We start from the raw sequence: 21,598 nt of genomic DNA on the forward strand, positions 1-21,598 counted from the left end.
TTATTCCTGAGTTATTTTTTCCATTGTATTTTTTTAGATAATTTATCATCACTGTGCTTTTTAGCAATCTGCTGTTCTTGGTAATCAAATACAGGCAATCCCCATTCAAAATAGATGGCCAACAAACGTGCAATAAATCCGCTAATCAGAGTAATAATGATGATCAGATTTTGATCAATGTTTAAGTGTTGTAAACCAATATAAATGCTGGTAGCAATCAATGCAATACTGGCATATAGCTCTTTTTGGAAGACTAAGGGAATACGATTGCATAACAGATCACGGAGTACACCACCGAAGGCACCAGTAATGATTGCAGCAATGGTCGCAATAGTGAATCCATGTCCCATGTCTAAAGCGATTTGTGCACCAATAATGGAGAAGACAATTAATCCTAACGCATCTAGTACTAAGAAAATCGTGTGGAAATAACGCATGAGTGGGCGAATAAAAGGGACAATAAAGACAGTGAGTACAGCCGCACCTGCTACAATCAGAAAATATTCTGGATTTTTAACCCAGCCTAGAGGGTAATGACCTAATAACACATCGCGTACTGAACCGCCGCCAATTGCTGTCATCGAAGCAATAATAATTACACCAAAAATATCCATTTTCTCGCGTCCAGCAGCTAAAGCACCAGTAATGGCTTCGGCAGTAATACCTATAATGTATAACACGCTTAATAGCATAAATCTTATCCCTAAAAGTGCGGTTCAAAATGGGGTTATTTTAGAGGGGAATTGGATAAAAGAATAGGAAATTTTGACCGTGCTTTCTAATTCTTGCATAATTGGCAAATTCGTTTTATTAAGGCTATGTATTTTATGTCAGAACAAAAAAAATCCCCATTATTGACCGCACTTTTATCTTTATTTCCACTTATATTAATTCTGAGTATTGATCTTTTTGCGATGTTTTTACAATCGCAAGCAAAAGCGATTTCTCACTTTGCGTTTGGAGTATTGATGGCACAGTTAATTAGCGTATTAGTGTTCATGAAAGGGCAAATTTGCCCAGGGCAACGCGAACGTTTAAGCCAAGTGAATGGGTATTTTTCCCTTTTTTGGGGATTATGGTTTCTTATCAGTTTCTTTTCTAACTATCATTTTATTTTGACAGACATGATAAGCTTGTGTGGAATAGCTGTTGTTCTAGCCACTTGGCATCAACCTCAAGATAATCAATTGCGTCGATCAATGCTGATTATTGCAAGTTTGATGGGAGGGTTGGGTTGTCTTTGTTATTTACTGATCTTTACTGAAGTTTCAATGCTTTCTTTTATCCAATATAATCTGTTTGGACAAGGTTTGCTAGGCATTATTTTGGCTAATTTAGCTTTAGTGGTGGCGCGTAATCGCCTACAAGGGTTGATTGCCTTATTCCCATTATTCATGTTAGTGATGTTGTTTTTCAACGCATTAAGCGGATTGGGAGTGTTGATTTATTCATCAAGTACAGTCAGTTTTGCTAATGAATTAGCATGGATATTGTACTTTAGTTTGCATTTGGTTATTGCATTTATCATTGCAGTGCATATTTTTAAGCAATGGAAATTGAGTTATAACACATTATCGATTTTACTGTTAATGGCTGCATCGTTGCCTTTATGGGCAAGTTTTGCATATATTGATTAACAACTTACAATAAGGGGCTACTGTGTAAAGAAAAACGGACATTTATTAATGTCCGTTTTTTTGAAAATCACGAATTGACTAATAATAAAATATAAAGGTGCCTAAGAAAACAGTAATTAAGGCAAATGTCATAGGAAGCATAGTCCGTTTAATTAAATCGAGTGGAGAGATGTTTGCTATGCTAGAAATAACAATTATTACTGTCGTAATTGGTGACATACTTCTTGCAATACCTGTGACAAGTTGCAATGGTAATATCATTAATACTGGTGATATACCAAACTCTATTGCAGCAATGTTTGGTACTGATTGAAGAAAAGCAAAGAAAGAAACAAGACCAGAACCCATCATGATAGCAGATAATGTGATAATGAAGACCATGATTAAGGTCGTTAAGAAAATACCAAAACCAAATAGTTGTACATTTGAAATAAGTGTATCTTTTACACCAACTGCGATTAATCCTCTCCCAAACATTTCACTTGCTACAATTAAAGTCACTACTGTTGCGAATTGTTTTCCCATACCGTCAAAGAAAACCTTCATTTCAGTAACTACTTGTTTTACATCTCTTTTTCTGAATAATTCAAATAATATTGCGACAAGTAAACTGATGATTGTTGCTATCGTAACATTCATTTTAATACCGCTTATCACTAATTTACCAAAAGTTAAAATAAGTATTAATGGTAATAAGGGTAATAAAATATAGAGATTAGAAACTGGTCGTGATTGTTGCACTGGTGTATCTACTTTATTATCTAATACTACTTCATCATTCATATTATTGCTGCTCTGTAATGCTTGTTTTTTATCAAACCATTTTTGAACAAAGAAGTGAGAAATTGAAATAACTAACATAGTGATAATGGCGAGTTTTAGTTGATAGCTAACAAAATATTCAGCAATATTAATATTTGCTGCTTTAGCTGCAAGTATGGCATTGCCTGATGCAGGACCTAAATCAAGGCAGGCTGTTGTCGCAATTAACGCTGCCGCACCTTCTCGGCTTACGCCAAGGTTGATGAGAATGGGGAAAATCGTCAACATTAATAATAAACTGAGTCCTGCTGCATTTGGAATAAAGATATTTAGGATTTGACCAATAATATAAGCAAATGCAAGTACTACATAAGGTGCTTTAAGTGCATTTAATGGTTTAGCTGTGATATTGACTAATGCTTCACTAGCACCAATTTTATCCATATAGCGAGCAAAAGCACCCACTGCCATGATCATCAAACCAAAATCTAATGCGCGAGTGGTAAATGAATTTTTGATAATCGCAAAAATGTCTAATGCAATCCAATTTGTGGATTTATGTTCAGGCAGTATTTCACCTAAACCAAATAGCACTGCAAAGCACATTAAAATGATACCACCACATAGCAGTACAAATTGTAGCGCGAATTGTGTTTTATGTTTTTTGACGATGAGATAACCAACAAGGATGTTTATTACTAACCCAAGTAGAAGTCCTAACATATGTATATTCCTTTATTTTTTGAGTACAATATTCATTTAATTAATTCAACGACCAATTTAATTCTTGGTTCAATTGAGGAAATATTTAAGTATTTATCTAGACTATGTTATTTCCCACCATTTGATTTCACACCATCGATAACAATGGCGCTTAATGCAGCGAAGAAATTACTATCAGAACTACCAACCGTCGATTCCCATTCAGTAGCTTGAATACTTAGTCTCTCTTTTATTTGAGCAACAGCGTGACAGAAAGCTAAACCTGTTTCATTATGACGCCAAAATAGGGGAGTGATATCATCTGACACGCTAATTTTTACGCCCTCTTCAGTGACTGTGTCATATAAAGTAGAAATGAATTGATTTAAACGTTCGCTTTGTTCAAGCGAAGTAAAGCGGCAATCAATTTGTGTTTTAGCATAAGCAGGTACTGTATTGGGTGTTGTGCTACCTTCTACTGTTCCAATATTCATGGTTGCTCCTTTTTCAGGAGTGGTACTATTGAGTTATTTTGCAATGCGAATAAAAGCATTAATCGTATTTGTACCATTAGAAATATATTTAATAACATAGGCTTTTCTTTCTTACTTATAATACTAATCAGCGCACATTAAAAAAGTAAATAACATAAAATTACTTGATATACTGACATATTAGTTAGCGCGATAGCAATTTAATCTAGGCGAAAATAGTGATGTTTGTAGGAAGGATCACATAAACCTATATGGCAGTATTTCAATCTAAACTCTATCTCGTCAAAGAAGGAAACGAAGAAAAGCATGACTGATTTACAATTGTCATTTTGTTTTGAAGAGAGCTTTTAATCGAATATTTGATTAACAAGTATGAGTTAGATTCTCTTATTGAGATTGGCTACCTTGACACTGTAATTTTACTTCCATCATCAAAAATAATTTCTCTGGCAATAATAATGACTTTAATTGGGTTTTTAGGGTTTAACACTAATGGCCTATTTTTCTTCGGGATATTATTAACAAGCACAGTCTCTGCAATTATTTGTTGAGTATGTGGCGCTAAAGGTGCTTCGAAGACAATCGGGAGATCGTGAGTATAAAGAAAGTTGGAATCCAAAATATAGACACTATTCCACAGAATAGTCTTAATGGATTTATCACTTAAATTTTGTATATGGTAAGTCATTGCCGCGAGATCATTATTTTGAGCATCTTGCGTAATATAACGCTCAGAAGGTGTGATTTTCACTGTACTATTAAATTGTTTTAAAGACAGGATTTCTTCTTGATTATTAGGCAATGTCGTTAACGGTGAAACGCTTCGTTCACAACTCCAGAGTAAAAAAGGTGGCAGAGTGAGGATTCCCGCCATCAAGATTTGTTTAAGGTCCACAGCTAACTTTCCTAAATTAAGTAATAAAATTTTTAAGGTTATTTTTTGTGCTGCTTATAATAGGGGAATAGAGGATAGCCCGTCAAATGAATTACGGGCTCTTTTAAATACTTTACATTCAGCTCAATTCTGCCATAAAACCCTGCGCTTTATTTACCATTTCTTTTGAGCCAATAAATAGAGGGACACGTTGATGTAATGCGCTTGGTTGGATATCTAAAATACGCTGGAACCCATCTGTGGCGAGCCCTCCTGCTTGCTCTGCAAGAAATGCCATTGGATTGCCCTCATAGAGTAGACGTAATTTACCATTTGGATAATTTGTAGCACTTGGATAAATATAAATCCCGCCTTTCAACATGTTACGGTGAAAATCAGACACTAGCGAACCAATATAGCGTGAAGTATAAGGACGCTGAGTCTGTTTATCTTCTTCTTGACAATACTTGATATATTTTTTTACACCAGCAGGGAATTTCAGATACTGTCCTTCGTTAATTGAATAAATCTTGCCGTTTGGTGGAATTTGGATATTTTCATGGGAAAGACAGAACACTCCTAAAGAGGGATCATAAGTAAAACCATTTACGCCATTACCTGTGGTGTACACTAACATAGTGGAAGAACCATAAACAATATAGCCAGCGGCAACTTGACGATGTCCAGGTTGCATAAAATCTTCTAAGGTGACAGGTGTACCAATCGGCGAAATGCGACGATAAATCGAGAAAATTGTGCCCACTGCGACGTTGACATCAATATTTGATGATCCATCTAGCGGATCAGTAAGAATCACATATTTGGCATTGCGTCCGCGTTCAGTATCAAAGGCAACGAAGTTTTCTTCTTCCTCTGAAGCAAAGCCGGCGACTTCTTCACGGGCAATTAATGCGTTTTTCATCGTATTGTGAGCAAAAAGATCTAACTTCATTTGCGCTTCACCTTGCACATTTTCGATACCCGAGTTGCCAATAATATTATTAGTCAAACCTGCTTTATTGATATCACGATGAATAACTTTTGCTACTAATCGAATAGATGACAAAATCCCACTAAGCTCTCCTTTTGCTTGAGGATATTCTGCTTGTTTTTCAACAATAAATTGACCCAACGTTTTCATATTTTAATCCTTGTTGTTAATAAATTTTACTCATTTGATGAGTTAATTTATTATAACAACCTTAGGTTTTTCATAAAAAAGTCGAATGTTAACAATGTGATCTTCGACACACTTTTATGATAATTTTTTCATAGAGATAGAAAAATGACAGCAAAACATATTCACATTTTAGGTATTTGTGGCACGTTTATGGGTGGCGTCGCAATCATTGCTAAACAACTTGGTTATAAAGTGACAGGTTCGGATACGAATGTTTACCCGCCGATGAGTACTTTTTTACGGGAAAGTGGGATTGAGATTATTCCTCACTTTGAAGCCTCACAATTACAACCTGCACCAGATATGGTTATTATTGGTAATGCGATGAAACGTGGGAATCCCTGTGTCGAGTATGTATTAGAACATAATTTGCCTTATACATCTGGACCACAGTGGCTGCATGATCATTTATTACGTGAGCGTTGGGTTTTAGCCGTATCAGGCACACATGGTAAAACGACAACTACAGGCATGTTAAGTTGGATTCTTGATAAGTGCGGTTTAAAACCAGGCTTTTTAATTGGCGGAATTTCTGGCAATTTTGGCACTTCTGCACGTTTAGGAGAGAGTCACTATTTTGTGATTGAAGCCGATGAATATGATACAGCTTTCTTTGATAAACGTTCTAAGTTTGTACATTACAACCCGAAAACACTAATTATCAATAATATCGGGTTTGATCATGCAGATATTTTTGATGACTTAAAAGCCATTCAGCGTCAATTCCATCATATGATTCGCACAATTCCTGCTAGTGGTTGTGTACTTTCTGTTGCAGATGAGGTCAGTGTGAAAGCCACATTAGAAATGGGCTGTTGGTCTGAGCAACAATTTTTAGGTGAAGATCAGGCATGGTTTGCACAACGTCTTACGAATGATTGTACACAATTTGCTGTATTTTATCAGGGAGAAAAAGTGGCAGAAGTGCATTGGAATGTGGTTGGTCAGCATAATATGCACAATGCATTGATGGCTATTGCAGCAGCACATCATGCTGGTGTAGCAATTCAAGAGGCTTGTGCAGCCCTTACGACCTTTATTAGCCCAAAACGTCGTTTGGAAATGAAAGGTGAAGTCAATGGGGTGGCTGTATATGATGATTTTGCGCATCATCCTGCAGAAATTTTGGCAACATTGACCGCACTTCGCGATAAAGTCGGTGGGGGAGTACGTATTTTAGCTGTGTTAGAGCCACGCTCTAATACGATGAAGATGGGCGTGCATAAAGATGAGATTGCACCAGCATTAGGCAGAGCTGATAATGTCTTCTTGTTTCAACCTGAGAACATGGGCTGGGATGTTGTTGATATCGCGAATCAATGTGTACAACCTGTTATGTGGAATGTAAACTTAGATAAATTAGTAGAGGCAATTGTTGCAGAAGCAAAACCATCAGATCATATTTTAGTGATGTCTAATGGTAGTTTTGGTGGTATTCATCAAAAATTGTTAGATAAACTTGCGCTAAAAAGTGAATGATTTTTCAGTATGATGTGACACTTGTAGAATAACGCACAAATTCTACTTTAGGTGTTTGATACATATAAGAGTCAATGAGTTCGATATAACATGTTTGAAAGGGCAAATTTCTATTTGTCCTTTTTATTGAGCAACGTTTATGTATGATGACTTCATAAAAAAGCCGTTAGTTTCTGAACTAACGGCTTTTATCGAATTTGGTTGCGGGGGCCGGATTTGAACCGACGACCTTCGGGTTATGAGCCCGACGAGCTACCAAGCTGCTCCACCCCGCGTCTGTGTAGGCGTAATATACTTGTTTCAAAATTTATTGCAATAAAAAAATGCGTTAAATCTGAGTGTTTGTTATAAAAATAAACGATATGCTTGTTTTTTATGCTTTATTGCATTGGTAGGGGATAATAGTTGGTGGGGAAAGTGGAAATAATATATGGCTTCGAGGCTATATTTTTGAGTGGATTTCTGATAGCGTATGCGCTTTTAGTTTAGTGATTATTATTTAGGAATAGAAATCCATGATGTTTCAGCGCAAATCTTTAGTAAAAGTGACCGCACTTTTAGGTGCCATGCTGCTTGCGGCTTGTTCTTCCAATCCCAAAGGGACATCAACTGCCATTAATCAAGTTGATCCACAGCAGTTTGGTGCGAAGTATGCCGGACGAGAATATCAGCAGGCTATTCTCAATGCGGTACCAAATGTTGAAAATCAAAGTGCGGTGATTAATCAAGGTGATTTTTTAACGCAAGTGTCCAATGTCAGAAATTATTCCAATAAATTAACTAATCAGTTCGATCACCATTATGTAAAAGTGACTAATTGGGTATTGTCTGGTGGTGATGTTCGTAATTTATCCGATTTTGGGATCCAAACTCACTTAATGAAAGGGTTTGATGGTTACCAGAATGTGTTGATGACTGGCTATTATTCACCTGTTATTCATGCCCGCCGTACACAACAAGGAAAATATAATCAGCCAATTTATGCAATGCCAAAGCAAAAACGTTTTAGTCGTGCTCAAGTGTATGCTGGGGCGTTAGCGAAAAAAGGCTTAGAATTAGCATACAGTGATTCAATGTTAGATAACTTTTTGTTAGGTGTACAAGGAAGTGGATATGTTGATTTTGGTGATGGTAATTTAACTTATTTCGCTTATGCGGGGCAAAATGGTTTTCCTTATACTAGTGTAGGTCGTTTATTAGTTGAAGATGGCGAGATTGAAAAAGAAAAAATGTCTATTCAAGCCATTCGTGATTGGGCAAAAGCAAATCCTTCTCGTTTACAAGCCTTGCTTGAGCGTAATGAGTCTTATGTCTTTTTTAAAAATGATCCTTATGGCAAAGTAAAAGGTGCTGCTGGTGTACCATTAGTACCGATGGCTGCTGTTGCTGCTGATCGTAATGTCATTCCTTTGGGCAGTTTATTGCTAGTAGAAGTGCCACAAATTGATACTCATGGTCGTTGGACTGGTGAGCATAAGTTACATTTAATGGTTGCACTTGATGTGGGCGGCGCGGTAAAAGGTCACCATTTTGATTTGTATCGTGGGATAGGAGATGATGCTGGTCATATTGCAGGCTTATCAAAACATTATGGTCGAGTATGGGTATTACAATAATGGAACGCTTAGATAATTACGAGCAACGTTTTGCTGGAATTGGACGGTTATATGGTACAGATGCATTGACTCGTTTAAGATATTCTCATGTTTGTGTTATCGGTATTGGCGGTGTTGGTTCTTGGTGCGTAGAGGCTTTAGCCCGCTCTGGAATTGGTAAGCTGACATTAATTGATATGGATGATATTTGTGTCACGAATATTAACCGCCAAATTCATGCTTTATCAGGTAATGTAGGTAAACTAAAAACAGAAGTGATGAAGGCACGTGTGACGTTGATTAACCCGGAATGTGAAGTGGATATTATCGATGACTTTATTTGTGACGAAAATTTAGTGGATTATTTATCTCGCGGCTATGATTACGTGATCGATGCAATTGATAGCGTAAGAACAAAAGCGGCTTTAATCGCTTATTGTAAAAGGCAGAAAATAAAAGTGATTACAATTGGTGGGGCGGGGGGACAAACGGATCCAACACAAATTCAAATTGCTGATTTAAGTAAGACTATTCAAGATCCGCTAGCTGCAAAAGTACGCTCTGTGTTGCGTAAAGAATATCATTTTAGCCAAAATCCAAAGCGTAAGTTTGGTATTGATTGTGTTTTTTCTACTCAACCACTCATTTTTCCGCAAGTTGCAGATAGTTGTGATACTTCTGCCACAATGAATTGTGCGAACGGGTTTGGTGCGGCTACCATGATCACAGCAAGCTTTGGTTTTTTTGCTGTTTCTCGTGTCATTGATAAACTATTACGTTAGCTTTATATCTCGTTAAAATAAGCGAATAGCCATTCGCTTTTTTGATAGAAACTTATTTTTCATATAAAAAAAAGATAGCAATTTGTGAGAAAAGAGAGTAGTCTAAGACGACTTTTTGATAACTATTCTTAACTAAGGAATTGTATATGCGCCTTTTACCAAAAAACTTGCAGAAAACCGCGTTAGCTGTTGCATTAGCTTCATTTTCTTGTGTAGTCAGTGCAAATGTTGTCACTTCAATTAAGCCATTAGGTTTTATCGCTTCTTCGATTGCAGATGGTGTAACTGATACAGAAGTGCTGGTACCAACAGGCGCTTCACCACATGACTATAGCTTAAAACCTTCAGATATTCAGAAGTTACAATCTGCAGAGTTAATTGTTTGGATTGGTGAAGATATTGATGCTTTCCTTGATAAAACTTTGCGTCCAATGCCGTTTAAAAAAGTACTTAGTATCGCTGATTTTGCTGAAATTGGTCCTTTTTTAGAAGGTGAGGCACATGACCACGATCACAAACATGGCCACGATCATAAACATGGCCACGATCATAAACATGGTCACGATCACAAACATGGTCACGATCACAAACATGACCACGATCACAAACACGCCCATGAACATAAACATGACCATGAACATAAACATGACTATGAACATAAGCATGACCACAAGCACAATCATGACAACGCTCATGCACATGATCATGACCATAGCACTAATTGGCATCTATGGTATTCACCAGAGATAAGTAAAATTGTTGCTTCTCGCTTAGCGACGCGTTTAACAGAGCTTTATCCAGAGAAAAAAGATAAAATTGTGCAAAATTTAGCAGAATTTAACCGCACTTTAGCCGCTCAAAATGAAAAAATTAAGCAACAGCTTGCACCTGTAAAAGATAAAGGATTTTATGTTTTCCATGACGCTTATAGCTATTTCAACAATACTTATGGGTTGAAGCAAACTGGTTATTTCACAATTAATCCATTAGTGGCGCCAGGGGCGAAAACACTAGCTAAGATTAAAGCAGAAATTAAAGAGCATAAGGTGAATTGCTTATTTGCAGAGCCTCAATTTACACCGAAAGTGATTGAAGGTTTGAGTAAAGGAACGGGGGTACATGTTGGACGTTTAGATCCAATGGGTGATGCAGTAAGTTTAGGGATGAATTCTTATGCCAATTTCTTACAATATACTGCTGACAGTTATTTTTCTTGTTTGAGTAAGTAAAGTGCGGTCGATTTTTCAAGAATTTCATCAGGATCTTTGTTGATATTAATTTATTTAGTCAAGATCACCTTTTTACATTTGTGATAGATAAGAAAGTGAGGGCTTCAATATCTGATTGAAGCCCTTTGTTTAGCTAATTTAATCTTTTTTATGTGTATATTCTTTGTACATTGCTTCAATTTGAGTCTTGTAACGTTCTACAATGACTTTACGACGCAGTTTAAGTGTAGGAGTAATTTCTTCCATCTTTGTTGTAAATGCTTGTGGTAATAAAGTGAATTTTTTAATTTGTTCAAAGCTTGGTAATTCTTTTTGTAATTCATTAATTCGTTGTTCAAACATTTGAATAATTTCAGAATGTTTGATCAATTCCATACGATCATGATATTTGATATTAAGCTGTTTTGCGTATTCTTCAAGACTAGTAAAACAAGGTACAATTAAAGCAGAAACATATTTTTTGGCATCTGCAATCACAGCAATTTGTTCAATGAACTTATCTTTACCAACTTTAGTTTCAATATATTGCGGTGCAATATATTTACCATTCGACGTTTTCATCAGCTCTTTAATACGATCAGTGATATACAAATTGCCATGTTCATCAATTTCACCCGCATCACCTGTTTTTAAGAAACCATCTTCAGTAAAACTTTCAGCGGTTTCCTGTGGCTTTTTATAATAACCACGCATAACCATACCACCGCGTACTAAAATTTCGTTATCCTCGCCAATTTTTACTTCTGCACCAGACATTAATGTACCAATAGAATTAGGCTCAAAATGATCATCTTCCCAGCAAGAAACTGTCGCTGTCGTTTCTGTCATTCCATAGCCTAATTTAATGTTAATACCTATGCTGTGGAAAAATAAACCAATAGTAGGCTCTAATTTAGCACCACCACATGGCATCATGCGAATACGGCCGCCCAATAATTGACGTAATTTAGAAAGTACAAGTTTGTCAGCCAGTGCATATTGTTTACGCAATAAAAAAGGAATTGGTTTTTTCTGCATGGCCAATTGAAAGCGCTTTTGTCCAATAAAAATTGCCCAATTGAAAATTGCACGACGCAAAAAAGGAGCTTTTTGTACTTTATCCCAAACAGCAGTATAAATTTTTTCATAAAAACGTGGTACGGCACACATTAATGTTGGGCGAATTTCAGTTAATGCTTCGCGTACCTGATTAGTATCTTCCAGATAACAATTGACTGCACCACGATGTAGTACATAAGCAACCCAAGCGCGTTCAAAAATATGTGAGAAAGGTAAAAATGACAGTGATACATCATATTGGCTAACATTAAAAGTGGCGAAGGCAGTATCATGGGCTTGTAGTTGATGGGCAAGGTTTGCATAATCAAGCATAACACCTTTAGGTTCGCCAGTTGTGCCTGACGTATAAATTAGAGTAAACAAGTCATCTAATTTTTTATGTTCAAGGCGTTCTTGTAATAAGGATTGTTGTACGTTATTACCTTCAGCAATAAATGTTGGCCAGTGGCAGGCTTTAACATTATTTTGCAAATCAATATTTTCTTTCATTGCGACAATTTTTTGCAGCTGAGGACAATTTTCTAATATCTCTAGCGTACAATTGTACTCTTCTTGATCACCAACAAAGAGAATTTTTACATCAGCATTATTAAGGATATATTCTACTTGTTTTGCTGCACTCGTCGCATAAATAGGAACTACTACGGCGCGTGTTTGCATAGTGCCAATATCAGTAATCGTCCAACGAGGCATGTTATGAGCAAAGATAGCCACTTTATCTTGTACATTAATATTATTCGCCAATAATGCATAGGAGAGTGCATCAATATGTTGTTGGAATTGCTGCCAGCTTATATCTTGCCAGCCTGCATGATCACGATAACGTAGTGCCGGTTCATTTGATAAATGTATTGCTTGTTCACGGATGCGGTTTACAAAATGTAAGTTCAATTTATCCATAGTATCCTTGATTCATTATAATGATAATTAACTGTATTAGCTTACACTTGTTCGCCTAAATAGACTAGTTATTTTTATTGAAATTGTGATGAAATTTACGTAAGTTTAACGATGATATTGATATCATAATCCTGTGATAAGCGATCATTTTGTGATTAATGTTTTGTATTTTATCAAAGATCATATAGGATGGGATTGAGTCAATTATTTTAGACTCATTCTGTTCATTGAAAATACAGGAGCTAGGGATGAAAAAATTAGTCGCTATTTTCTTATCAATTATATTTGCGTGTACTCTAACGGCTTGTGAAACCACTAAAGGTGTTGGTAAAGATATTCAGAAAGCTGGTGCTAAATTAGAGCAAGCAGCGAGTAAGTAGTTTACTTTGCAACAGCATAATCTAATTATTATCCAAAAAGAGGTAGTATTTGCTAAGTGAGTAATATGTGATTATGCAAAGATTAATTGTAAGCTGAATTTTCAATTGGGAATTCAGCTTTTTATTGCTTTCTCATAATTAAATATAGATAAAAAAATAGCCTCTTGCAGAGCAAGAGGCTATATGAAAGTAAATAAAGGTAATTAACCTTTGTAATTATAAACGTGAGCTACTAAATCTAATACTTTGTTTGAGTAGCCAGTTTCATTGTCATACCAAGAAACTAATTTCACGAAAGTATCTGTTAATGCGATACCTGCTGCTGCATCAAATACAGAAGTTAATGCACAACCATTGAAGTCAGTAGAAACAACAGCATCTTCAGTGTAACCTAATACACCTTTCATTTCATTTTCAGAAGCACGTTTAATTTCTGCACAGATTTCAGCGTAAGTTGCTGGTTTTTCTAAGTTAACAGTTAAGTCTACAACAGATACGTTTGGCGTTGGAACACGGAATGCCATACCTGTTAATTTACCGTTTAACGCTGGGATGACTTTACCTACTGCTTTAGCTGCACCAGTTGATGATGGGATGATATTTTGTGCTGCACCGCGACCACCACGCCAGTCTTTTGCAGATGGACCATCGACAGTTTTTTGTGTTGCAGTTGTCGCGTGAACAGTCGTCATTAAACCATCTTTGATACCGAATTTGTCGTTGATGACTTTAGCAAGTGGTGCTAAACAGTTTGTTGTACAAGATGCGTTAGAAACGATATCTTGACCCGCATATGTATCAAAGTTAACGCCGCTTACAAACATTGGTGTAGCATCTTTAGATGGACCAGTTAAAACAACTTTTTTCGCGCCTGCAGTAATATGTTTACGTGCAGTTGCATCATCTAAGAATAAACCAGTTGCTTCAACCGCGATATCAACACCAATTGCACCCCAGTTTAAGTTTGCTGGATCACGCTCAGCAGTGACACGGATGGTCTTACCGTTAACCACTAAGTTGCCATCTTTAACTTCAACAGTACCATCGAAACGACCGTGTGTTGAGTCGTATTTCAACATATAAGCCATATATTCAACATCGATTAAGTCGTTGATACCTACAACTTCGATGTCATCACGATGTTGTGCTGCACGGAATACGATACGACCGATACGGCCAAAGCCATTGATACCAATTTTAATTGCCATAAGATTTTCACCTATATTTAAAGTTAAACAAAACTGTTACATAGAACAAAAATGGAGTGATTCCCTTTTGTTTTTTGTCGCGGGAGATTATAGCACGGTTTTTTTTTAGTTGTGAAACCAGACTACAGGGAAAACAATAACAGATAAACTTTTTGTGATCTATGTCAAAATAATAAAAAATGTGACTTGTGAAAAATTACTCGATTTTTTAAAACAGATCATAAGATAATTTTTATTAGGAAAGAAAATGAAAAAAAGAGAAGAAATGACAGATATCCAAGTACATGTCTGTTTAAACCAAGGTACTGAACATCCTTTTACTGGTAAATTATTAAATCAACAGAAAAAAGGCTTGTATCGCTGTGTGGTCTGCCATTCACCATTGTTTATTTCAGATACAAAATTTGATGCGGGTTGTGGTTGGCCTAGCTTTTTTGAAGCAATATCCCCTGACGCAATTCGTTATTTAGATGATTACAAATTATCACGTCCACGTGTGGAAATTCGCTGTGGAAAATGTGATTCACACCTAGGTCACGTATTTGAAGATGGACCCGCTCCAACAGGTTTACGTTATTGCGTGAATTCAGTTTCTATGGCATTTGAAGATTTAATAACAGGTGAAATCATAGAGGGATAAAATTTTCTGAAAAATGACCGCGCTTTGCTATTTTTAGCTGATTTTACATAGATTTCTCGGCATAATAGATAACATCATTTCATTTAAAAGGGACGGGTTATGGCACAAGGTAATTTATATATTCTTTCGGCACCAAGTGGCGCGGGAAAATCTTCATTAATTTCAGCGTTATTACAACAACAGCAAAATAATAAAATGATGGTGTCAATTTCTCATACAACTAGACAACCTCGTCCAGGTGAGAGTCATGGAGTACATTATTATTTTGTATCTGTAGAAGAGTTTGAGTCATTAATCAAACAAGATTTGTTTCTTGAGTACGCAAACGTATTTGGTGGCAATTACTATGGAACGTCTTTACTCGCTATTGAAGAAAATCTTGCGCAAGGTATTGACGTTTTTTTAGATATTGATTGGCAAGGTGCACAGCAAATTCGCCAGAAAGTGCCTAGTGTAAAAAGCATCTTTATTCTACCGCCTTCCTTAACAGAATTAGAACAGCGGCTGATTGGGCGTGGTCAAGATAGTCAAGAAGTCATAGCAACAAGGATGTCAAAAGCAATTGAGGAAATTTCCCACTATAACGAGTATGATTATGTGATCGTTAATGATGTGTTTGAGCAAGCGTTAGCTGACTTACAGGCGATTTTGCGAGCAGAGCGTTTAACGCTATCTTATCAAGAAAAACAAAATCAGCAGTTAATCGAACAATTACTAGCAAAATAAGCTTCATTTTAGTATTATATTAGCCCTTTTTTAAAATTTTTGAATAAGAGATGGAGTAATATATGGCTCGTGTTACAGTGCAAGATGCGGTAGAAAAAATTGGCAACCGTTTTGATTTAATTTTAACCGCAGCTCGTCGTGCAAGACAATTACAGTTACATTTACGCGAACCTTTAGTACCTGAAGATAATGATAAACCAACTGTGATTGCGTTACGCGAGATTGAAAAAGGTTTAATCAATAATGAAATTATGAACGCACAAGAGCGTTATGATGCATTAGAGAGAGAAAATACGGAATTACACGCAGTATCTTTATTATCTAGTCAATAAAAGTGCGGTCGTTTTTTATAAAGTTTTAATCAACTAGCTTTAAGTCAGGTATCCCTTGTATCTTTTTGAAAGTTTAAATCGCATCATTGAAGCGTATTTACCCCCAGAACAGATCGAATTAGTTAAGCGTGCTTATGTGATTGCGCGTGATGCACATGAGGGACAGTCTCGTTCAAGTGGCGAGCCTTATATCACTCACCCAGTAGCCGTCGCATCTATTATTGCGGAAATGCGTTTAGATCATGAAGCAGTTATGGCGGCATTATTGCATGATGTGATAGAAGATACGCCATATACGGAAGAACAATTAGAGGCGGAATTTGGTGCAAGTGTCGCGGAAATTGTCGAGGGTGTATCCAAGCTCGATAAGTTAAAATTCCGTACACGTAAAGAGGCTGCCGCCGAAAACTTTCGTAAAATGATTCTTGCTATGACACGTGATATTCGTGTCGTCTTAATTAAATTAGCTGACCGTACACATAATATGCGCACGTTGGGTTCGTTGCGACCAGATAAACGTCGTCGTATTGCGAAAGAAACGCTTGAAATTTATAGTCCATTAGCTCACCGTTTAGGAATTGAGCATATCAAAAATGAACTTGAAGATCTTGGGTTTGAAGCTATGTATCCTCAGCGTTATGCAGTATTGCAAAAAGTCATTCAAGTTGCGCGTGGGAATCGTAAAGATATGATTCAACGTATTACTAATGAAATTAAAGGGCGCTTAGAAGACGTTGGTATTGATGCTCGTGTTTTTGGACGCGAAAAACACTTATATGCAATTTACCAAAAAATGAAACTTAAAGATCAGCAATTTCATTCCATTATGGATATTTATGCATTTCGTACTGTAGTGAAAGATGTTGATACTTGTTATCGTGTATTAGGGCAAATGCATGGTTTGTATAAGCCTCGCCCAGGCAGAGTGAAAGATTATATTGCTGTACCTAAAGCTAATGGTTACCAATCTTTACATACGTCAATGATCGGGCCACATGGTGTACCTGTAGAAGTTCAGATTCGTACTGAAGAAATGGACCAAATGGCAGAAATGGGGGTGGCAGCTCATTGGGCATATAAAGAAGGCGGCAAAAACGATAGTACAACAGTACAAATTCGTGCTCAGCGTTGGCTGCAAAGTTTAATTGAATTACAACAAAGTGTTGGTAATTCTTTTGAGTTTATTGAAAGTGTGAAGTCTGAGTTTTTCCCGAAAGAAATTTATGTGTTCACACCAAAAGGGCGCATTGTAGAATTGCCTGTTGGTGCAACACCAGTTGATTTTGCTTATGCGGTACATACTGATATTGGTCATAGCTGTATTGCTGCAAATGTCGATCGTAAATCCTATCCTTTATCACAAGCGCTTACTTCAGGACAAACGGTTGATATCATTACACTACCAAATTCCCAACCAAGTGCAGGATGGCTCAACTTTGTCGTCACAGCCAAAGCGCGAACTAACATTCGTCATTTCCTCAAACAATTGCGAGGTGGCGAGGCTGTTGCGTTAGGTAAACGTCAACTAATTCGTGCCCTGGCGCCAACTAAATTAGACGAATTAGATAAGATACGAGTACAAAATTTATTGCATGAATTAAAGTTAGAAAATTTTGATGATTTGCTGATGGAAATTGGTCTTGGTAATCAAATGAGTGCTGTTGTTGCTTATCGTTTACTGGGGGAAGCAATTGAAATTGATACTGATGGTGACTTAACTCATAGTAAAGATCATTTTGAGATTAAAAATGCTGGTGGGCTATTGACGACATTTGCACAATGTTGCCATCCAATTCCTGGTGATCCAATTGTCGCTTATACTAGTTCTGGTAAAGGTTTAGTGATTCATCACGAATCTTGTGCAAACTTAAGGCATCGTAAAGAAAATCCAGAGCATTATATGTCTGTTGAATGGGAACAAAGTGATAATGCAATTGATTTTGAAGCTGAATTACGGATTGAATTGATTAATCAACAAGGTGCTTTACCAAATTTAACTAATACTATTTCCTCTCTAGATAGTAATATTCAAAGTATTTGGACAGAGGAACAAGAAGGTCGCTTGTATCAAATCGTTGTACTATTGACAGTGAAAGATACGAAACATTTGGCTAATATTATTCGTAAAATCAAAGCAATACCAGGTTTTGTTAATATTGAACGCAATATCAATAAATGACAACTCAACTCCTTAATGCTGTACCATTAACCGCGCTTTCTGGTGTTGGTGCTACTATTTCTGAAAAACTAAGTAAGATTGGTATTAACAATCTTCAAGATCTGCTTTTTCATCTGCCTATTCGCTATGAAGATCGTACAAGAATCACTCCGATTATTGATCTTCGAGTGGATAGTTATGCGACTATAGAAGGAATTGTTCAAACTTGCGAAGTGCAATTTGGTAAGCGTCCGATCCTTACTGTTTCACTTTCAGATGGTTCGTCTAAGCTTATGCTGCGTTTTTTTAATTTTAATGCGGGTATGAAAAATAGCTTACAACCTGGCAGTCGAATCAAGGCTTTTGGTGAGATAAGACGTGGGCGTTTTATGGCAGAAATGCATCATCCAGAGTATCAAATTATTCGTGATAATGCGCCACTCATTTTAGAAGAAAATCTCACGCCAATTTATTCCACTACAGAAGGATTAAAACAAAATTCATTACGAAAGTTAACAGATCAAGCTTTAGCCTTACTTGAGAAAATCCAAGTCGCGGAAATTTTACCTAATGAATTTAATCCACACCCTTTTAGCTTGAAAGAAGCGATTCATTTTCTGCATCGACCGCCACCAGATATTTCACTTGAAGCCTTAGAAAAAGGAACACATCCAGCACAGCAACGCCTGATTTTTGAAGAATTGTTAGCACATAATCTAGCAATGCAGAAAGTGCGGTTAGGAACGCAACAATTTTCAGCTTGTGTATTGCGCTACCAGACAGATTTAAAACAACGTTTTTTAGCACAATTGCCTTTTCAGCCAACCAACGCGCAAATTCGAGTGATACAAGATATTGAGCGAGATTTAGCAAATAATTACCCAATGATGCGTTTAGTGCAAGGGGATGTTGGTTCCGGTAAAACCCTCGTGGCTGCTTTAGCGGCATTACTGGCTATTGATAATAGTAAACAAGTAGCATTAATGGCACCTACTGAAATTTTAGCAGAACAGCATGCAACTAATTTCAAGCGTTGGTTTGAACCGCTTGGAATCAAAGTTGGGTGGTTAGCAGGGAAAGTTAAAGGAAAAGCTCGTCAAGTTGAATTAGAAAGCATTCAAACTAACAAGGTTCAGATGGTAGTCGGTACACATGCTCTTTTCCAAGAAGAAGTAGAGTTTGCAGATTTAGCATTAGTCATTGTTGATGAACAGCATCGTTTTGGTGTTCATCAACGTTTAATGTTGCGTGAAAAAGGGAAGAAAGCAGATATATATCCCCATCAATTAATTATGACGGCAACACCGATCCCTCGAACATTGGCGATGACAGTTTATGCAGATTTAGATACTTCAATCATTGATGAGCTACCACCAGGTCGTACACCCATTACTACAGTAGCAATTTCTGAAGATCGGCGCAATGAAGTAATAGCACGAGTAAACCATGCTTGTGTTAATGAAAAGCGCCAAGCTTATTGGGTTTGCACTTTAATTGATGAATCTGAAATGCTTGAAGCGCAGGCAGCAGAAGCGACAGCAGAAGATTTGAGAAAAATCTTACCGCACTTACGTATAGGGTTAGTGCATGGACGAATGAAACCGACTGAAAAACAAGAAATCATGACGGCATTTAAAAATGCAGAAATTGATTTATTAGTTGCTACAACTGTAATTGAGGTTGGTGTAGATGTATCTAATGCAAGTTTGATGATTATTGAAAATGCAGAACGTTTAGGATTATCTCAGCTACATCAATTGCGAGGACGTGTTGGACGCGGGAGTACAGCCTCTTTTTGTGTATTGATGTATAAATCACCATTAGGCAAAATTTCACAAAAACGTTTGCAAGTCTTACGTGATACACAAGATGGGTTTATTATTTCTGAAAAAGATTTGGAAATTCGAGGACCAGGAGAAGTATTAGGTACAAAGCAAACGGGTATTGCTGAATTTAAAGTAGCAAATTTAATGCGAGATCGTAAAATGATCCCAACAGTACAATATTATGCGCGCCGCTTGATTGTTGAGCAGCCTGAAGTGGCGGAGAGTTTAATCAAACGTTGGCTCAACAATAAAGAGATTTATTCAAATGCATAATTATTCTAAGGACTTGCAAGAGGCAAATTGGTTGTTTTCTGATAATATTAAGATGCAACAACTTTCCCAAAATGAACAAAAGTGGCTCCTTTTATCTTCTTCTTTAACTAAGCAATTGAGAGTACATTTTGGTCCTGTAGAAGTGAGGGTTTTATCAGAATGTTGGTTAACCAATTTAGCTGAAAGTGAAAAGTGTTTATTTTGGGGATATGAGCGCTTCTGGTGTAGAGAAGTATTGTTGCATATACAAAATAAACCGCTTATTTTTGCGAGAACACTTATGCCTGAAGGTTTTCTATTGCAGCATTTAGAGTTACAACGATTAGGTAATAAAGCACTTGGTGAATGGTTATTTAGTCAACAGAATCGCGTTAGAAAAATATTGCAGTGGGCAAAAATAGATGGGTTGCAATATGATACTTATGCAAGGCGTGCATTAGTTGAAGTTAATACTTATCCAATGATGGTGGCAGAATTATTTCTTGAACCACAAATTTTTACTGAGGAAGTACATGGATAAACAAACTCAACCAACAATTCTTTTTTTTGATTCTGGTGTTGGTGGATTTAGTGTTTATAAAGAAACAAAGCAACTTTTACCAAATTGTCATTATCTTTATTGCTTTGATAATGCATATTTTCCTTATTCTGAAAAAACTGAAGAACAAATTGTTCGGCGAACATTATCAATTTGCCATAAAATTGATCAGGATTTTCCACTTGATCTTATTGTGATTGCGTGTAATACCGCAAGCACAGTTGTTTTACCTGTACTGCGCGAACATTTTTCTATTCCAATTGTTGGTACTGTACCAGCGATTAAGCCTGCTGCTGAAATTTCTGAAACAAAACATATCGGTTTGCTTGCAACAAAAGGTACTGTAAAAAGAACTTATGTGTCTGATTTAATTAAAAATCATGCCAGCCATTGTATAGTAGAAAAGATTGGTAGTACTAAATTAGTCGAAATTGCAGAACAAAAATTGCATGGAAAATATGTGGATTTTATTGTTTTGAAACAAGAGTTGTCAGCTTGGCAAGCGATTATGGATTTAGATACAGTTGTACTTGGTTGCACGCATTTTCCGTTAATCAAAGAAGAAATTGCTCAATGCTTACCACAAGTAAAATATTTTATGGATTCAGGCAAAGCAATTGCATTACGTGTGAAAAGTTTATTATCTAACGTAAAAGTGCGATCAGAAATACTAGAAAAAAATTTCATTTTTTGTACTCAATTGTTTAACTATGAAACTCAATTCCAACATATTATTCATCTTTGGGGTTTTGAAGCTTTGCATTTATTAGCTATAGATGAATAAAAATCGACATAATTATTGAATATTTAAAGTCGAAAGTTTA

20 protein-coding genes and 1 tRNA gene are annotated in these 21,598 nt (G+C 36.5%); 13 read left to right on the forward strand and 8 right to left on the reverse strand.

From position 1 onward, the window contains the following. Positions 1-11: 11 nt before the first annotated feature. On the reverse strand, positions 12-692 hold the full coding sequence (locus C0975_RS09405) for a trimeric intracellular cation channel family protein (RefSeq protein WP_101776132.1): 681 nt from the start codon (positions 690-692) through the stop codon (positions 12-14). Positions 693-827: 135 nt separating this feature from the next. Between C0975_RS09405 and C0975_RS09410 the strand changes: the two genes are divergently transcribed. Next, positions 828-1,637, forward strand: a complete 810-nt coding sequence (locus C0975_RS09410; RefSeq protein ID WP_101776133.1) for a hypothetical protein — start codon at positions 828-830, stop codon at positions 1,635-1,637. A gap of 78 nt (positions 1,638-1,715) precedes the next feature. Here C0975_RS09410 and dcuC read toward each other — a convergent pair whose 3' ends face one another. The 4 genes from dcuC to fbp form a co-directional block, all read right to left on the reverse strand. Continuing rightward, a complete protein-coding gene (dcuC, locus tag C0975_RS09415; protein WP_101776134.1) occupies positions 1,716-3,122 on the reverse strand; it encodes a C4-dicarboxylate transporter DcuC in 1,407 nt (468 codons plus the stop codon). A gap of 107 nt (positions 3,123-3,229) precedes the next feature. After that, complete coding sequence (locus C0975_RS09420; protein ID WP_245853366.1) at positions 3,230-3,595, reverse strand: peptidase dimerization domain-containing protein; 366 nt, start codon at positions 3,593-3,595, stop codon at positions 3,230-3,232. A 400-nt stretch (positions 3,596-3,995) separates the two neighbouring features. After that, a complete protein-coding gene (locus tag C0975_RS09425) occupies positions 3,996-4,490 on the reverse strand; it encodes a hypothetical protein (RefSeq protein ID WP_101776135.1) in 495 nt (164 codons plus the stop codon). 118 nt (positions 4,491-4,608) lie between these two features. Then, positions 4,609-5,610 (reverse strand): class 1 fructose-bisphosphatase, encoded by a 1,002-nt coding sequence (fbp, locus tag C0975_RS09430; RefSeq protein ID WP_101776136.1) that lies wholly within the window; start codon positions 5,608-5,610, stop codon positions 4,609-4,611. 144 nt (positions 5,611-5,754) lie between these two features. On the opposite strand from fbp, the gene mpl reads away from it, so the two are divergent. Then, positions 5,755-7,128, forward strand: coding sequence for a UDP-N-acetylmuramate:L-alanyl-gamma-D-glutamyl-meso-diaminopimelate ligase (mpl, locus tag C0975_RS09435; RefSeq protein ID WP_101776137.1), 1,374 nt, complete (start codon positions 5,755-5,757; stop codon positions 7,126-7,128). Between the two features lie 198 nt (positions 7,129-7,326). Here the strand turns inward: mpl and C0975_RS09440 are convergent. Further along, a tRNA-Met gene (locus C0975_RS09440) sits at positions 7,327-7,403 on the reverse strand. A gap of 240 nt (positions 7,404-7,643) precedes the next feature. Between C0975_RS09440 and mltA the strand changes: the two genes are divergently transcribed. The 3 genes from mltA (at position 7,644) to znuA (ending at position 10,734) form a co-directional block, all read left to right on the forward strand. Then, positions 7,644-8,744 carry a murein transglycosylase A gene (mltA, locus tag C0975_RS09445; RefSeq protein WP_101776138.1) on the forward strand — a complete coding sequence of 367 codons (1,101 nt, stop codon included), beginning with the start codon at positions 7,644-7,646 and terminating at the stop codon, positions 8,742-8,744. Beyond that, on the forward strand, positions 8,744-9,505 hold the full coding sequence (tcdA, locus tag C0975_RS09450; RefSeq protein ID WP_167383057.1) for a tRNA cyclic N6-threonylcarbamoyladenosine(37) synthase TcdA: 762 nt from the start codon (positions 8,744-8,746) through the stop codon (positions 9,503-9,505). Before mltA ends, tcdA begins: the two co-directional genes overlap by 1 nt. A gap of 146 nt (positions 9,506-9,651) precedes the next feature. Continuing rightward, positions 9,652-10,734, forward strand: coding sequence for a zinc ABC transporter substrate-binding protein ZnuA (znuA, locus tag C0975_RS09455; protein ID WP_101776140.1), 1,083 nt, complete (start codon positions 9,652-9,654; stop codon positions 10,732-10,734). Positions 10,735-10,872: 138 nt separating this feature from the next. Here the strand turns inward: znuA and C0975_RS09460 are convergent, their stop codons facing one another. Continuing rightward, a complete protein-coding gene (locus C0975_RS09460) occupies positions 10,873-12,693 on the reverse strand; it encodes an AMP-dependent synthetase/ligase (protein WP_101776141.1) in 1,821 nt (606 codons plus the stop codon). Between the two features lie 248 nt (positions 12,694-12,941). Between C0975_RS09460 and C0975_RS09465 the strand changes: the two genes are divergently transcribed. Then, a complete protein-coding gene (locus C0975_RS09465; protein ID WP_101776142.1) occupies positions 12,942-13,073 on the forward strand; it encodes an entericidin A/B family lipoprotein in 132 nt (43 codons plus the stop codon). A gap of 203 nt (positions 13,074-13,276) precedes the next feature. On the opposite strand, the gene gap is transcribed toward C0975_RS09465, so the two are convergent. Continuing rightward, entirely contained in the window at positions 13,277-14,281 is a 1,005-nt protein-coding gene (gene gap, locus C0975_RS09470) for a type I glyceraldehyde-3-phosphate dehydrogenase (protein WP_101776143.1), read from the reverse strand. 247 nt (positions 14,282-14,528) lie between these two features. On the opposite strand from gap, the gene msrB reads away from it, so the two are divergent. From msrB to murI, 7 genes are all read left to right on the forward strand, one after another. Next, complete coding sequence (gene msrB, locus C0975_RS09475; protein WP_101776144.1) at positions 14,529-14,921, forward strand: peptide-methionine (R)-S-oxide reductase MsrB; 393 nt, start codon at positions 14,529-14,531, stop codon at positions 14,919-14,921. Positions 14,922-15,020: 99 nt separating this feature from the next. Then, positions 15,021-15,647, forward strand: a complete 627-nt coding sequence (gene gmk / locus C0975_RS09480) for a guanylate kinase (protein WP_101776145.1) — start codon at positions 15,021-15,023, stop codon at positions 15,645-15,647. Between the two features lie 62 nt (positions 15,648-15,709). Further along, positions 15,710-15,979 (forward strand): DNA-directed RNA polymerase subunit omega, encoded by a 270-nt coding sequence (gene rpoZ / locus C0975_RS09485; RefSeq protein ID WP_101776146.1) that lies wholly within the window; start codon positions 15,710-15,712, stop codon positions 15,977-15,979. Between the two features lie 55 nt (positions 15,980-16,034). Then, positions 16,035-18,158 carry a bifunctional GTP diphosphokinase/guanosine-3',5'-bis pyrophosphate 3'-pyrophosphohydrolase gene (gene spoT / locus C0975_RS09490; RefSeq protein ID WP_101776147.1) on the forward strand — a complete coding sequence of 708 codons (2,124 nt, stop codon included), beginning with the start codon at positions 16,035-16,037 and terminating at the stop codon, positions 18,156-18,158. Continuing rightward, complete coding sequence (gene recG, locus C0975_RS09495; protein WP_101776148.1) at positions 18,155-20,236, forward strand: ATP-dependent DNA helicase RecG; 2,082 nt, start codon at positions 18,155-18,157, stop codon at positions 20,234-20,236. The genes spoT and recG overlap by 4 nt, the downstream gene beginning before the upstream one ends. Further along, entirely contained in the window at positions 20,229-20,756 is a 528-nt protein-coding gene (locus C0975_RS09500) for a chorismate lyase (RefSeq protein WP_101776149.1), read from the forward strand. The genes recG and C0975_RS09500 overlap by 8 nt, the downstream gene beginning before the upstream one ends. Next, positions 20,749-21,558: a glutamate racemase gene (gene murI, locus C0975_RS09505; protein WP_101776150.1), complete on the forward strand. Its 810-nt coding sequence runs from the start codon at positions 20,749-20,751 to the stop codon at positions 21,556-21,558. Before C0975_RS09500 ends, murI begins: the two co-directional genes overlap by 8 nt. Positions 21,559-21,598 lie beyond the last annotated feature (40 nt).

Origin of the sequence: Pasteurella oralis (genome assembly GCF_002850605.1) — a bacterium.
Lineage (GTDB): Bacteria > Pseudomonadota > Gammaproteobacteria > Enterobacterales > Pasteurellaceae > Pasteurella > Pasteurella oralis.

Bases quoted from the DNA above. Each gene is read 5' to 3' on its own strand.
- C0975_RS09405 (WP_101776132.1), bottom strand. From the start codon at position 692: ATGCTATTAAGCGTGTTATACATTATAGGTATTACTGCCGAAGCCATT.
- C0975_RS09410 (WP_101776133.1), top strand. From the start codon at position 828: ATGTCAGAACAAAAAAAATCCCCATTATTGACCGCACTTTTATCTTTA.
- dcuC (WP_101776134.1), bottom strand. From the start codon at position 3,122: ATGTTAGGACTTCTACTTGGGTTAGTAATAAACATCCTTGTTGGTTAT.
- C0975_RS09420 (WP_245853366.1), bottom strand. From the start codon at position 3,595: ATGAATATTGGAACAGTAGAAGGTAGCACAACACCCAATACAGTACCT.
- fbp (WP_101776136.1), bottom strand. From the start codon at position 5,610: ATGAAAACGTTGGGTCAATTTATTGTTGAAAAACAAGCAGAATATCCT.
- mpl (WP_101776137.1), top strand. From the start codon at position 5,755: ATGACAGCAAAACATATTCACATTTTAGGTATTTGTGGCACGTTTATG.
- mltA (WP_101776138.1), top strand. From the start codon at position 7,644: ATGATGTTTCAGCGCAAATCTTTAGTAAAAGTGACCGCACTTTTAGGT.
- tcdA (WP_167383057.1), top strand. From the start codon at position 8,744: ATGGAACGCTTAGATAATTACGAGCAACGTTTTGCTGGAATTGGACGG.
- znuA (WP_101776140.1), top strand. From the start codon at position 9,652: ATGCGCCTTTTACCAAAAAACTTGCAGAAAACCGCGTTAGCTGTTGCA.
- C0975_RS09460 (WP_101776141.1), bottom strand. From the start codon at position 12,693: ATGGATAAATTGAACTTACATTTTGTAAACCGCATCCGTGAACAAGCA.
- C0975_RS09465 (WP_101776142.1), top strand. From the start codon at position 12,942: ATGAAAAAATTAGTCGCTATTTTCTTATCAATTATATTTGCGTGTACT.
- gap (WP_101776143.1), bottom strand. From the start codon at position 14,281: ATGGCAATTAAAATTGGTATCAATGGCTTTGGCCGTATCGGTCGTATC.
- msrB (WP_101776144.1), top strand. From the start codon at position 14,529: ATGAAAAAAAGAGAAGAAATGACAGATATCCAAGTACATGTCTGTTTA.
- gmk (WP_101776145.1), top strand. From the start codon at position 15,021: ATGGCACAAGGTAATTTATATATTCTTTCGGCACCAAGTGGCGCGGGA.
- rpoZ (WP_101776146.1), top strand. From the start codon at position 15,710: ATGGCTCGTGTTACAGTGCAAGATGCGGTAGAAAAAATTGGCAACCGT.
- recG (WP_101776148.1), top strand. From the start codon at position 18,155: ATGACAACTCAACTCCTTAATGCTGTACCATTAACCGCGCTTTCTGGT.
- C0975_RS09500 (WP_101776149.1), top strand. From the start codon at position 20,229: ATGCATAATTATTCTAAGGACTTGCAAGAGGCAAATTGGTTGTTTTCT.
- murI (WP_101776150.1), top strand. From the start codon at position 20,749: ATGGATAAACAAACTCAACCAACAATTCTTTTTTTTGATTCTGGTGTT.